Here is a 12,800-nt window from a genome sequence, read left to right on the forward strand (position 1 = left end):
GCTGCGCCATGAGGAACACCACTCCAAGGTGGAGTATCTGGTGGCCCACGGCATCGCCAGCACCGTCAACGGCGAGCGGGTCCTCATCGGCAGCGCCCACTTCGTGTTTGAGGACGAAGGCTGCCAGATCCCGGAAGGGGAGCAGGCGCGCTTTGACGGGCTCCCGCCGGAGTATTCCCACCTGTATCTGGCGGTGGGCGGCCAGCTGGCGGCGGTGATCTGTATTTCCGACCCGCTCCGGGAGGAGGCCGGGGAAGTCCTTTCCGGGCTCCGTGCCCTGGGGATCGTCAACGCTGTCATGCTCACCGGGGACAGCCGTCGGACCGCTGCGGCCATTGCCGCCCAGGTCGGCGTAGACACCTTCCAGTCCGAGGTGCTTCCGGCGGACAAGGCAGACTATGTGGCGCGGCTCCGCCGGGAGGGCCATACGGTCCTGATGGTGGGAGACGGCATCAACGACTCGCCGGCCTTGTCCGAGGCAGATGCAGGCATCGCCATCAGCGACGGGGCAGCCATTGCCCGGGAGATCGCAGATATCACCATCGCTGCGGACAGTCTCTGGGAGCTGGTGGAGCTGCGGAGGATCGCCATGGCGCTCATGGCCCGCATCCACTCCAACTACCGCTTTGTCATCGGGTTTAACGCCGCTCTGATCGCCCTTGGGGTAGCCGGCGTTCTACCGCCGGCCGCTTCGGCCACCCTGCATAACCTCTCCACCCTGGGCGTCAGCCTGCGGAGCATGGGACAACTGGTGCCCCAGCGAGAGGAAGAGAAACGCCCTTGAAAAAAGGCTGGCCCGGACGTACAATACTGACAGAAAAAAACGGGTTGGCCGGCCATGGGCCGTAGTCTGCGGACAGAAAAGATACCATTGCATGAGAAAAACAGCCACACCCGGAGATGTGGCTGTTTTTCTTGACCGGAGAAGAAAAAGGGGGAAGGACTGTGACCTACTGTATGTCGGATCTCCACGGGGAGCGGGACCGGTTCCAGCAGATGCTGGAGCGGATCGCTTTTTCAGAGGAGGATCATCTGTACATCATCGGGGATGTGATCGACCGGGGGAAAGAGGGGGTGGAGCTGCTGGAGCAGATCATGGAGGCCCCCAATATGACTCTGCTGCTGGGCAACCACGAGCAGATGTGCCTGAGCACCCTGGGACCCCGGAACGAACTGGGGGCCCGGGAGGTATGGCGGCAGAACGGCGGCATGGGCACCTATCGGACCCTCCTTTACCGGCGGAGTCCCCGGGAGCGCAGCCGCCTGCTGCGGTTTCTCTCCGGCCTGCCGGACGCCCTGGACCTTACAGTGGGGGAACGGAAGTTCCATCTGGTCCACGGCTTTCCCGGGGAGGACCGCCACACCCGCATCTGGGGCCGGGTGGAGCCGGACAGCCGAAGCCCCTATGAGGATACCCTCTGTATCGTCGGCCACACCCCCACGGTCTTTCTCACCGGCAGGATGGGGGAGGACCTGTCCATCTGGCACGGGGAGGGTATTCTGAACATCGACTGCGGCTGCGGCAACCTGCAGTCCCCCCACCGCCGCCTGGCCTGTTTGCGGCTGGACGACCTGGCCGAGTTCTACGTAGGGGGAACGGGGGAACCCAACTGAGACCTTTTTGAGAAAAACAGGAGCAAGCCCGAGAGGGCCTGCTCCTGTTTTTCAGTTTACCCAGTGGGCTACGGCGTCCCGGAGAAAGCGGGCGCAGCCGGACACTTGTTTGTCATAGTAGGCAGTGAACCGTTCGTCCATCACGTACAGTTCGGCGATTCCACGGTGCTTGGCCGAGTCGTATCGGTTTCCGGTGATGGTAAGCCACCGCCGGTGAAGAGAGGTGAGTTCTTTTCCTGCTTCGCTTTCCGGGGACAGCCCGGCCTGGACGGCAGCCTCCAGCCGTTCCTGGATCTCCTGCCCCAGGTTGGTCCATTCTCTGTACTGCGCTTGGGTCAGGTTCATCACCGCAGCGTTGGCGGAGTCTATCTCGGCGTCGCCATATTTTGCGCGGATCTCTGCTCCATAGGTTGCTTCGTTGTGATCCACGGCCCGTTTTTTAAACGCCTCAAATTTCTTCGTATCGCTCATGATCTCATTCCTTTCTTCTGCTTGGATGGTATCGTGTACTGAGCGGATCAGTTGGTGCAGCTGTTCCTGCTGGGTCTCCAGAGCGGAAAGGTGGCTTCTCAGGGCAGCCAACCGGTCAAAGGAGGGATCGTCCAGACATTCTTTGATCGTAGCCAGCTCCACCCCGAGGGCACGGTAATAGAGAATGTCCTGCAAGCGGTCTGCCTCTGCGCTGCCGTAGTAGCGGTAACCGCTCTCCGCGACTCGGCTGGGCTTGAGCAGGCCGATCTGGTCGTACCAGCGCAGAGTGCGGGTGGTCACTCCGGACAGGCGCGACAAGTTCTTGAATGGAGTATTCCATAAACATCCCTCCTTACGGATACTGTATCAGTTGACGCAGCGGCAGAGTCAAGAGGAATTTCTTGATGAATCAAAAATGCAAAGAAAACTTGGTAAGAAAGGGAGGAGATTCCATGAACCGAGACGAGATTTTAGCCAGAAGCCGAAAGGAGAACAACGTCTCCGATGAGAGGGCGCAGTGGATTGCCCTCAAGGGGGCGAACTTTTCCGTTACCGTCTTGCTGATCCTTTGGGCCGTGCTTTACTGCTTCGTGGACTTGGAGAATGCCGCCCGCTCCGCTATGGGCATGTTGGTTTACGTGACCTGCTGCTCGAATTTTGTGTATCAGTGGGTGCGGTGCAGGACCAAGACCAGTGGTTTTTTTGCGGTTCTCTTCTTTCTCTTGGCGGTGAGCTACCTGCTCCTCTTTTTGAGATACGTGCTCCACGTTTTTTAAAGGGAAGAGGCCATGGACAAAGAACTGATTCTGAAAAATAGGCTGAAAGAAGCCAGAGCCGAGCGGGGCCTGTCCCAGACCCAGCTGGCTCAACTGGTGGGGGTATCCCGGAACACCATTAGCTCCATTGAGACCGGCCAGTTTAACCCCACTGCCAAGTTGGCACTTATTCTCTGCGTAGCGTTGGAGAAAAAATTTGAAGATCTGTTTTATTTTTGAGAGGGGCAGCCAGCGGCGGCCCCTCTATTATTTTGTGTGGATATGGTTAATCTCCTGCTGTAAGCGTTCCAGGAAAGCGGCGGCAGGGATGCCATCCATTTGGGTGTGGTGGAACTGGAAGGACACCGGTAAGGTGGTTCGGAACCACTTTTTGCGATACTTCCCCCAGATAAGGAAGGGGTTGTTATAGAATCCAGCGTAGATGTTTACAGCGCCGTCGATTTCATGCTCTGCTAAGGCGGAGGTACCAATTACCATATAGTCCTGGCCCAACTCATGGCTTTCACCGCTTTCTCGGACGAGCTGGGTCAGCGCTTGATAATCCCGGCTAAACTGCGCTAAATCCGGGGAAATCGGAAGGTCACAGGTGGCGATGCCGCCGTTTTGGGTGGCGACTACGGTATTGACCGCCAGACGGTCATACTTTATTAGCTTGTTGCCTACCGGAAGAAGATAAAATTCCTCCGTTTGGGCTGCGGCCCGCCCGATGCACCAGCACAGGAGCATGTGGAACGAGTCTTGTCGTTTCCGGTGCAGGCGCACCAGAGGGGAGACATCCAGGGTTTTCATTAGGGTCACCATAGGCATAGGTGCCTTCATCCACAGGTCAAAGGCCAGGGCACGCGGTGTGTCTTTTGGATTTACTTCTTTCATGGGTATGTCTCACCATCCGATCTTTTACGTTTTTCATTGGGGATTCTGCGGGGCGTAAGCCTTATGATAGCATAGCGGCCCACTGAGTGGCAAACAGAATTTCTAGAACGGGCGCTTATGGTTCCTCTGCCTGTCGATAGAACAGCAAACACCACACCGAACTTCGGTGTGGTGTTTACTTTTTGGCGGTCCAGGAAAGGGGGAAGGCGGGAAACCGCAGGATCGCCTGAAAGCGGGTGGGGGTGGTCTCCACCTGAAGCTCCCCGTTCATTTTGGCCATCATGGACCGGATGTTGGACAGACCGATCTGGCTGCTGTCCTGGCTGGCCCGGTCGGGGCGTATGGTGTTGGAGAAGGTGAGGGAGACCTGGTCCGGCGCCTGGGTGAGGGCGAGCTCCACCGGGGCGTCCGGATCGGCGTACTTCATAATGTTAGAGACCAGGTTGTCTATAATACGTTTCACATACTGGGGGTAGACCGAGAGGGCCTGGTCGGTCCAGTCTTCGGGGCCGGTTACAGAGAACCCCTGCTGCTGGAGGTAGGCCGTGGCTTCGGAGAGGGGGTCACGGAAGATCTCCCGCAGGGGGCGGGGGGCGTCCAGCCGGATGGGCTGCTGACTGGAGACCAGGGAGTACTCAAAGATGTTTTCCGAGAGCTGTTTGATCTGGGCGATCTTCGCCTCGATCCTGTTTAAGTAGGCTTCGGTCTGGTCGGGGCTGTCCATCTTGCGGTAGCGGAGGATGTCTGTGTAGATCTGCAAGGTGGTGAGGGGGGTGCGCAGGTCGTGGGACATCTGGGTGATCATGGCCTGGTTGGCCCGGTAGAGATCGGCCTCCCTCTGGCGCTGTTCCCGGAAGGATTGGCGCATGGAGTCCAGCCCCTGCGCCAGGCGGGAGAGCTCGTGCCTGCCCTTCACCAGGATGGGCTGGTCCAGGTCGCCCCCTTCCATGGCCTGGATCTGGTTGCTCAGGTGGCAGATATACCGGACCAGATTCCGGATGCCTGCGATGAAAACCGACAGGAAGAGCAGAAAGGAGAGGATGAGGTTGGTCACGGTGAGACAGGTGAACCATCGGTAGGTGGCGTCGGCGTAGATGACCACATCGGCGGTCCCGTCAGAAAAGGTCACCGGATAGTAGGACACCCAGTAATAATAGGGCGGTTCGGTCTGGGTGACTGCCTCTATGGTCCCCTCCGGGGCAAAGGAGGTGTAGAGGAGGATGTTGTCCCGGTAGATCTCCATGAAGAGCAGGGGGGTTTTCTGCACCCACTGGGTCAGGGCGTAGGTGTCCTGCACGGAGAGCGTTTGCGAGGTGACGTAGCGCTGAAAGTCCTGGACCTTTTCCTCGATGTAGGTCTCCTGAAACTGTGCGTTGTCCAGGTACCGGGTGAGCAGGGTGGAGCCGGCGGTCTGAAGAAAGAAGAAGGCGACTGCGCTCACCACGCCGGCCAGGATGAGAAGAAGGCCGAACCGGGCGGTGAGGCTGTGCTGCCGGGAGGCGTTAGGATTCATCTGGTTCAAAGCGATACCCCTTTCCCCATACGGTTTTCAGGTAGCGGGGCTTCTGGGGATCTGCCTCGATCTTCACCCGCAGCTTTCGGATATGGACCATGACGGTCCCGTTGGAGACGTAGAAATAGGGCTCCCCCCAGACCGACTCATAGATGGCCTGGGTGGAAAAGGTCCGATGGGGGTTCTGCATGAGCAGCCGGAGGATCTTGTACTCGATCTCGGTCAGGTCCACCTTTTGTCCCCGGACCCAGACCTGGTTGAAGTCCAGACTGATCTTGATGTCCCGGACGGTGAGCAGGTTGTCCTGGTTGACCATCCCGGACTGGGCCTTGCCCCGGTAAACACAGTAGCGGCGCAGCAGGGCTTTCACCCGGCCCATGAGCTCTGCGTAGGAGAAGGGTTTGGGGAGATAGTCGTCTCCGCCGGCGATGAGGCCCAGAAGCTTGTCGGATTCCTGGGCCTTGGCGGTGAGAAAGAGGATGGGGACGGCAGACTGTTTGCGGATCTCCTCACAGACGTGCAGGCCGGAGAGGCCGGGCATCATAATGTCCAGGATCACCAGGTCGATGGTGTCGGACAGCTGTTCCAGGGCCTGGGTGCCGTTGGCAGCTTCCAGGATCACGTAGTTTTCTCCGCTGAGCAGGATGCGCAGACCCTCCCGGATCTCTGCGTCGTCGTCTACGATGAGGATTCTATGGGCGTCCATGATGGGATACGACCCCCTTTGCATGATCGAAGAACGTGCCTCGCCGGCGGCGTTGGGCAGGGAAGGCACTCTTTTTCTTATGGTAACAGAAATTTCTTAATCATTTATGGATCACTTCTTAAGAATTCTTAATGCATAAGGAAAGGGGGGAGAGATCAAACTTAAGAAACTTTTAGATCCTTATCCCCTGTTTTGTAAGATTTTTCATGTATGGTAGAAAACAGGAAGAGGAGGTGCATCATGAAAGGGGCATCAGAAACCATTCTCCGTGTGAGGGGCCAAGGCCCCTGCCTGCAGCTCTGGCTGGCTGGGGCGACCGCCCCTGTGATCACCCTGGATCTTACGGTCTGCCTGGAGCACGGGCGGAAGTTTCTGCCCTATGACGGAAGAGAACTGCTGCGGCGGGCCGGGACCGACGGCGCTTGTGTCTGCTTTCCGGGGGAGGAGATGGCGGGGCTGCGGTTCACCTATGCAGACTTGCAGTCGCTGGTCTTTGGGGACCCCTTGGCAGTGAGCGAGAAGGTCTTTGCTTTTGCCGACCAGGCGGACCGATCCCGGCTGGACCCGCTGCTTCTGCTGCGGGTGGACGGGTTCCCCGGGGAACCGGGCCGGACCTCCCGGCTGGAAACCGCATGGGCCGAAGGGGAGCGGCTGGTGTTCCGGGTGGGGAACCCGGTCCGTCCGGTGGTCTCCCTGGGGCTGGCCCGGGCCCTGGAAGGCACCGGGGTATGGGACGCGCTCTCTCCGGAGCAGCTGCTGGGGGAGGTCCGCTGCGGAAAAACCTGGGTCACCCTGCTGCCGGAGACCACCCCGGTGGTGCTGACCTGGAGCGACCTGTACAGCCTGACCTTCCAGGGGGACAGAGGCCGGGCGGCCCGGAAGATCCTGTCAGCCGTGGGACGGGGGTAGGCTGTGCCGCAGTGGGTCCGGTTCTGCGAGATGTTATTTCTTAAGAAAAATTAAGAAATTCCTTCATAAAGCTTTAATCAGTACTTGGTATGATAAAAACAAAGTTCTCAGAACGATCCATCCTGGAAGAAAGGACAGGTGATCTTCATTTCTACGATCCTTACCTATCTGGAGCAAACTGCCTGTCAGTATCCAGACAAGATAGCCTGCGTGGACGAAGGGCGGGCCTATACCTTTGCGCAGCTGCGTGCTGGCAGCCGGGCGGTGGGGTCGGCGCTCTCCCACCATATCCGGTCCAGAGAGCCGGTGGCGGTGTACCTGGAAAAGAGCGGCGGCGCCCTGACGGCCTTTTTGGGGGCAGTCTGCGCCGGGGGATTTTACGTCTACTTGAACCCGGAACTTCCGCCGGCCCGGCTGCGTCAGGTGCAGTCGGTGCTGCAGGCCCGGTACGTCATTACCGACGAAGCCCATCGGGGAGCCATGGAGGACCTCTTCCCTCCGGAGTCCATCCTTCTGCTGGACGACCTGCTGGCCGCCCCCGAAGAGCCGGAACGGCTGGACGCCGCTGCCCGCCGCGCCATCGACACCGACCCTCTGTACGCCAACTTCACTTCCGGGTCCACCGGCGTCCCCAAGGGGGTGGTGGTGAGCCACCGTTCGGTGCTGGATTTCATCGACGTCTTTGCCGACACCTTTGGCTTTACCAAGGACGACCGGATCGCCAATCAGGCGCCCTTTGACTTTGATGTCTCAGTGAAAGATATTTACACGGCCCTCAAGACAGGCGCCACCCTGGTGCTGGTGCCCCGGCGGCTGTTCTCACGGCCCAAGGAGCTGCTGGACTTTCTGTGTGAGCAGAAGGTCACAGTGATGATCTGGGCGGTGTCTGCCCTATGTCTCATCAGCACCCTCCACGGGCTGGACTACCGTACCCCGGACACGGTGGAGAAGGTGCTTTTCAGCGGGGAAGTCATGCCCGCCAAGCACCTGAAACAGTGGATGGAGCACTTGCCCCGGGCGGAGTTCGTGAACCTTTACGGACCCACCGAGATCACCTGCAACTGCACCTACCATGTGCTGGACCGGTCCCGGGCCTATGAGGAGGGCATCCCCATTGGACAGGCCTTCCCCAACGAAGAGGTTTTCCTCCTGGATGGGGAGGACCAGGAGATCTGGAAGGAAGGGGTCACCGGGGAGATCTGCGTGCGGGGCACGGCCCTGGCCCTGGGCTATTACCGGGCGCCGGAGCAGACCGCCGCGGCTTTTACTCCTGACCCACGGAACCCTGCCTATGGGGAGACCATCTACCGCACCGGAGACCTGGGGAGGTACGGACCCGGGGGCGAGCTGTTTTACAGCGGACGCAAGGATTTTCAGATCAAACACATGGGCCATCGGGTGGAGCTGGAAGAGATCGAGCGGACCATTTCCGCCCAGCCCCAGGTGGAACGCTGCTGCTGCGTGTTTGACGAGGCCAGGCAGAAGATCCGGGGGTTCTATCTGGGACAGGTGGACAGCGCTGCCCTGCGCAGAGAGCTGCGGGACCTGCTGCCTGCCTTTATGATCCCCAACACCCTGGAGCAGGTGACCGAATTTCCCTTGACGAAAAATGGAAAAACCGATCGAAAGAAACTGTTGGAGAGGAGGGGGACCCATGGATGAGGCCCGTGTGGAACAACTTCTGAAGGAGCACGCTACCCCCTTCTATCTCTTTGACCAGGCCCGGCTGGAGCAGCGGGTCCGGACCCTGCGGGAGACTCTGCCCGGGGACTGGTCCCTGTGCTACGCCATCAAGGCCAACCCCTTCCTGGTGAAGGTGCTCAGCCCCTTGGTGGATCGGCTGGAGATCTGCTCCGCCGGGGAGTATGCCATCTGTCGGGACCTGGGGCTGCCGCCCCGCCAGTTCGTGCTCTCCGGGGTCTATAAGGAGCCCAGGTGGGTGGCCGAAGTGGTTCGGCAGCCCGGCGGGGAGGAGAGCATTTATACCGTGGAGTCCATGGAGCAGTACCGGGTGCTCCAGGAGGCGGCCCGGGCTGCGGGAAAGCGGCTCACGGTACTGCTCCGCCTGACCAGCGGCAACCAGTTTGGTCTGGAAAAAGCTGAGATTCAGGGCATTTTTGCAGATCCTGCCCCGGAGCTGGACCTTTTGGGCATCCAGTACTTTTCCGGGACCCAAAAGACCTCTCTGAAACGTCTGCGCCGGGAGCTGGAAACGGTGGATACCTTCCTGGAGACCTTGGAACAAACCTATGGCAAGCCAATCCGCGAGCTGGAGTTTGGTCCTGGCTTTCCGGTCTCCTACTTTGACGAGGAGGAAGGGGAGGAAGAAGCCTTCCTGGCAGAGGCTGCTGCCCTTTTGGGTCAGCTGCGCTTCCGGGGCAAACGCACCCTGGAGCTGGGCCGGAGCATTGCGGCCCACTGCGGGGACTACTTCACTCGGGTGGTAGACGCGAAAACCAACGGCGGACAGCGGTACGCCATCGTAGACGGAGGCATCCATCAGCTGGTGTACTACGGCCAGAGTCTGGCCATGCGCCAGCCCCCGGTGGCGGTCCATCCGCCCCGTCCGGCGGAGGACCCTCAGCCCTGGAACCTCTGCGGCTCGCTGTGCACCATTAACGACATTCTGGTCAAGCAGCTTCCCCTGTCGGGACTCAAGATCGGGGATGTGCTGCAATTTAAAAAAACAGGGGCCTACTGCATGACGGAAGGCATTGCGCTCTTCCTCAGCCATGCGCTGCCCAAAGTGCTCCTTCTGGGTTCGGACGGACAGGTGACGACCCTGCGGGAGGAACAGGAAACCTACGGCTTCAACCGGCCGAATGAGTAAGAAACGAGGGATACCCATGGAACAATTATTGGAAATTCTCAACGAGATTCAGCCCGGCGTGGACTACCTCCACTGCGAAGATCTCATCGACAGCCATTTTTTGAACTCTCTGGACATCATTGCTTTGGTGGCCGAGGTGGAGGACGCCTTTGACGTGACCATCCCCACGGTGGAGATCGTCCCGGAGAACTTCAACTCCGCCCAGCGGATGTGGGAACTCATCCAGAGGCTGATCGAGGAAGGATGATATGATCACCCTGTCCTCCTACTTTTCTGCGGGGTACCTGGGGTTTTATCTTCCGGCGGCTGTGATCCTGTATGCCCTCTTCCCCCAGCGGGGGAGACGGGCCCTTCTCCTGCTGTTCAGCTATCTGTGCTTTTGGGCGGTCAGCGGAAAGCTGATCGCCTATCTCATCCTGTCTACCCTGTGCATCCATTACGTGGGCCTGTGGCTCATGAGCTTGCAGCGGGATGAGCAGGACGCCCTGGCGCAGGCGGCCAGAGAGGAGAAAAAGGCCCTGCGGGCGGCCTGGCAGAAGAAGCAGCGCCGGGTGGTGGCCTTGGGGGTGATCTTCCAGTTGGGGGTGCTGGTGCTGCTGAAATACAGCGGCTTTTGCGCCGGGAACATCAATACCCTTCTGGCCATGCTGGGGGTCCAGCGGCAGATCACGGTGCCCCAGTACCTGCTCCCCATCGGCATCTCCTTCTACACCATGCAGGCGGTCTCCTACCTGTTTGATGTTTACCGGAAGAAGATGGCAGCAGACCAGAATCTGTTCCGGCTGGCCTTGTACATGGGCTTTTTCCCCATCATCATGGAAGGCCCCATCTGCCGGTATGAGCAGACCGCCTGCCAGCTCTGGGAGGCCCCGGCCCTGCGCCACCAGAACCTGTGTCTGGGGCTTCAGCGGATCTGTTACGGCATCATGAAGAAGATCATCGTAGCAGACCGGCTGAACCTGTTTATCCAGAACGTGTTCAACCAGTATGAGACGTACGACGGCTTTGTGATCGCCGTGGCGGCAGTGAGCTACACCATTCAGCTCTACATGGACTTTTCCGGGACCATGGACCTGGCGGTGGGGACCGGGCAGATTTTCGGGATGGCCATCCCGGAGAACTTCCGGCGGCCCTTCCGCTCCCGGAGCATCTCCGAGTTCTGGCAGCGATGGCACATCTCCCTGGGTACCTGGTTCAAGGATTACGTCTTTTTCCCTCTGTCCATGTCCAAGCCCCTGAAAAAGCTCACCGCCAAGGGGCGCAAGCATCTGGGCAACCATTTTGGCCCCCTGCTGTCCGGCTCCATTGCTCTCTTCTGTGTGTGGGTGGGCAACGGCCTTTGGCACGGCTCTGCCTGGAGCTATCTGTTTTTCGGCATGTATCATTTTGCGCTCATCCTGTGCGAGAACATTGCCGAGCCCTTTGCCGCGGGGCTGGCCGCCCGCCTGGGCATCGACCGGACCAGGTGGGGCTACCGCTGGTTCCAGATGGTGCGGACGGCGGTGCTGGTCTGCGTGGGGGAACTCTTTTTCCGGGCCAACGGCCTGCGGGCCGGCCTTGCCATGTTCCATAAGATGGTGACGGAGTTCTCTCTGGAAACCCTGTCCGGCGGGACCTTCTTTACCATGGGGCTGGACTGGAAAGACTGGCTCGTCGTGGCGGTGATGCTGGCGTTGGTGACCGTCGTGGGCTCTCTGCAGGAGCGGAGCGTCCCGGTGGGGCAGAAGCTGGTGGAGAGCCGCCTGTGGGTACGCGTCCCGGTGTACTACGCCATGATCCTGGCCGTGGTGATCTTTGGGGCGTACGGCGTGGGATATGTACCGGTGGACCCCATTTACGCGGGATTTTAAAGAGTAAGGATACCTGATATGAAGTATGCGAAACGAGTGGTGGGCTGGGTCTGCTTTGTTGTTGGCCTGCTGGTGCTGCTGCAAGGGGTGTCCTGGGTGGTGCAGCCCAAGGACAACACGGTCGAAGCGGGCATGGAGCGGGTCCAGGCCAACGGGATCCTGGGGGAGGCCCCGGACACCATTGATGTGCTCATCCTGGGCAACAGCGAGGCCCACACGGCCTTTTCCCCCATGCTGCTCTGGAAGCAGACCGGATACACCAGCTACACCTGCGGCACGGATGCTCAGGTGCTGCCCTACAGCAAGACCATGCTGAAGCGGGCCCTGGAGAGGCAGAAGCCCAAGGTGGTGATCCTGGAGGCGCTGAACCTGTACCACAACATGACGGCGGGGGACATGTACCTGGAGGAGCTGTCTGACCGGCTGCCGGTGTTTCGGTACCACGACCGGTGGAAGGGGCTGAGCCAACGGGATTTTACCGGGCCGGTGGAAACCACGGGAAGGAACCTCTACAAGGGACACGTCCCCAAAGTGAAGGTGGATCCCTGGGAGGGGGGAGATTACATGACCCCCACCGGGGTGCCGGCGAGGATCGCCAGGACCAACCGGCTGTATGTACAGTGGATCCAGAAGATCTGCCAGGACCATGGGGCGCAGCTGATCCTGGTGAGCGCACCCAGCCCCGCCAACTGGAGCGATGCCCGTGGGCTGGGGGCGGCGGCCTTTGCCGGGGAGCTGGGCTGTCCCTATCTGGACCTGAACCGGGAGCAGGCTGCGCTGGGCCTGGACTGGAGCAAAGACACCTATGACAAGGGAGACCACCTGAACAACGACGGGGCAACGAAGGTCAGCATGCGGCTGGGGGAGTACCTCCAGGCGCTGGGCATCCTGACCGACCACCGGGGGGACCCTCGGTTTTCCGATTGGGACGCACTGCTGAAAGACTACGAGGCCTTTCTTGCACAGCAAGAGGAAAAGAAACCGGGAGCGTGATGACGCCCCCGGTTTCTTTTTTGAAGAGGTTGGAGCGGTTTTCATGGGAAGGCACAATAGAGGTACCCACCACGGGATTTCACAGAGAGGACAGAATGGAACACATCGAGGCCATGGGCGGCGCAGAGATCCGGGTGAGCGAGGTGAAGTACATCGCCACGGAGGCAGCCCGGCGGGGCCGGGTGGAGATGAAGGGACTGTGCCGAAAGGCGGGGGTGGAGGCCACCAAGGTCTTTCCCCACAACCTGCGCCATTTGTTCGCCCA

Annotated in this window: 13 protein-coding genes and 2 pseudogenes; 11 read left to right on the forward strand and 4 right to left on the reverse strand. The window is 59.8% G+C overall.

Annotated elements, in window-relative coordinates; translation table 11 throughout:
- Nucleotides 1-784 (forward strand): HAD-IC family P-type ATPase (locus SOR61_RS08740; RefSeq protein WP_320612276.1); only part of this gene is annotated, 784 nt, incomplete at its 5' end.
- Nucleotides 785-945: 161 nt separating this feature from the next.
- Nucleotides 946-1,614: a metallophosphoesterase gene (locus tag SOR61_RS08745; protein WP_320612277.1), complete on the forward strand. Its 669-nt coding sequence runs from the start codon at nucleotides 946-948 to the stop codon at nucleotides 1,612-1,614.
- Between the two features lie 51 nt (nucleotides 1,615-1,665).
- Here the strand turns inward: SOR61_RS08745 and SOR61_RS08750 are convergent.
- Nucleotides 1,666-2,425, reverse strand: a pseudogene (locus SOR61_RS08750) (MerR family transcriptional regulator).
- A gap of 112 nt (nucleotides 2,426-2,537) precedes the next feature.
- On the opposite strand from SOR61_RS08750, the gene SOR61_RS08755 reads away from it, so the two are divergent.
- Together SOR61_RS08755 and SOR61_RS08760 are read left to right on the forward strand one after the other, a co-directional pair.
- Complete coding sequence (locus tag SOR61_RS08755; RefSeq protein WP_320612278.1) at nucleotides 2,538-2,861, forward strand: DUF6442 family protein; 324 nt, start codon at nucleotides 2,538-2,540, stop codon at nucleotides 2,859-2,861.
- 12 nt (nucleotides 2,862-2,873) lie between these two features.
- On the forward strand, nucleotides 2,874-3,080 hold the full coding sequence (locus SOR61_RS08760) for a helix-turn-helix transcriptional regulator (RefSeq protein ID WP_320612279.1): 207 nt from the start codon (nucleotides 2,874-2,876) through the stop codon (nucleotides 3,078-3,080).
- A 27-nt stretch (nucleotides 3,081-3,107) separates the two neighbouring features.
- On the opposite strand, the gene SOR61_RS08765 is transcribed toward SOR61_RS08760, so the two are convergent.
- The 3 genes from SOR61_RS08765 to SOR61_RS08775 all read right to left on the reverse strand — a co-directional run bounded on the left by SOR61_RS08765 (nucleotide 3,108) and on the right by SOR61_RS08775 (nucleotide 5,953).
- On the reverse strand, nucleotides 3,108-3,734 hold the full coding sequence (locus SOR61_RS08765; protein ID WP_320612280.1) for a CatA-like O-acetyltransferase, family 2: 627 nt from the start codon (nucleotides 3,732-3,734) through the stop codon (nucleotides 3,108-3,110).
- Between the two features lie 175 nt (nucleotides 3,735-3,909).
- The gene (locus SOR61_RS08770) at nucleotides 3,910-5,247 is read right to left on the reverse strand and encodes a HAMP domain-containing sensor histidine kinase (protein ID WP_320612288.1); all 1,338 of its coding nucleotides are present in this window, start codon (nucleotides 5,245-5,247) and stop codon (nucleotides 3,910-3,912) included.
- Nucleotides 5,237-5,953: a response regulator transcription factor gene (locus SOR61_RS08775; RefSeq protein WP_320612281.1), complete on the reverse strand. Its 717-nt coding sequence runs from the start codon at nucleotides 5,951-5,953 to the stop codon at nucleotides 5,237-5,239. The genes SOR61_RS08770 and SOR61_RS08775 overlap by 11 nt, the downstream gene beginning before the upstream one ends.
- Before the next feature lie 240 nt (nucleotides 5,954-6,193).
- Here SOR61_RS08775 and SOR61_RS08780 point away from each other — a divergent pair, with 240 nt between their 5' ends.
- From SOR61_RS08780 to SOR61_RS08810, 7 genes and pseudogenes are all read left to right on the forward strand, one after another.
- Nucleotides 6,194-6,862: a hypothetical protein gene (locus SOR61_RS08780; protein ID WP_320612282.1), complete on the forward strand. Its 669-nt coding sequence runs from the start codon at nucleotides 6,194-6,196 to the stop codon at nucleotides 6,860-6,862.
- Nucleotides 6,863-7,000: 138 nt separating this feature from the next.
- Nucleotides 7,001-8,524: an amino acid adenylation domain-containing protein gene (locus tag SOR61_RS08785; protein ID WP_320612283.1), complete on the forward strand. Its 1,524-nt coding sequence runs from the start codon at nucleotides 7,001-7,003 to the stop codon at nucleotides 8,522-8,524.
- Nucleotides 8,517-9,692, forward strand: a complete 1,176-nt coding sequence (locus tag SOR61_RS08790; RefSeq protein WP_320612284.1) for an alanine racemase — start codon at nucleotides 8,517-8,519, stop codon at nucleotides 9,690-9,692. The genes SOR61_RS08785 and SOR61_RS08790 overlap by 8 nt, the downstream gene beginning before the upstream one ends.
- Before the next feature lie 16 nt (nucleotides 9,693-9,708).
- Nucleotides 9,709-9,939, forward strand: coding sequence for a phosphopantetheine-binding protein (locus SOR61_RS08795; RefSeq protein WP_320612285.1), 231 nt, complete (start codon nucleotides 9,709-9,711; stop codon nucleotides 9,937-9,939).
- Nucleotide 9,940: 1 nt separating this feature from the next.
- Nucleotides 9,941-11,542, forward strand: coding sequence for an MBOAT family O-acyltransferase (locus SOR61_RS08800; protein ID WP_320612286.1), 1,602 nt, complete (start codon nucleotides 9,941-9,943; stop codon nucleotides 11,540-11,542).
- Between the two features lie 18 nt (nucleotides 11,543-11,560).
- Nucleotides 11,561-12,535, forward strand: a complete 975-nt coding sequence (locus SOR61_RS08805) for a hypothetical protein (protein ID WP_320612287.1) — start codon at nucleotides 11,561-11,563, stop codon at nucleotides 12,533-12,535.
- A 185-nt stretch (nucleotides 12,536-12,720) separates the two neighbouring features.
- Nucleotides 12,721-12,800: pseudogene (locus SOR61_RS08810) on the forward strand (integrase); the annotation flags it as partial.

Source organism: Evtepia sp., assembly GCF_034090835.1.
Classification (GTDB): Bacteria; Bacillota; Clostridia; order Oscillospirales; family Oscillospiraceae; genus Evtepia.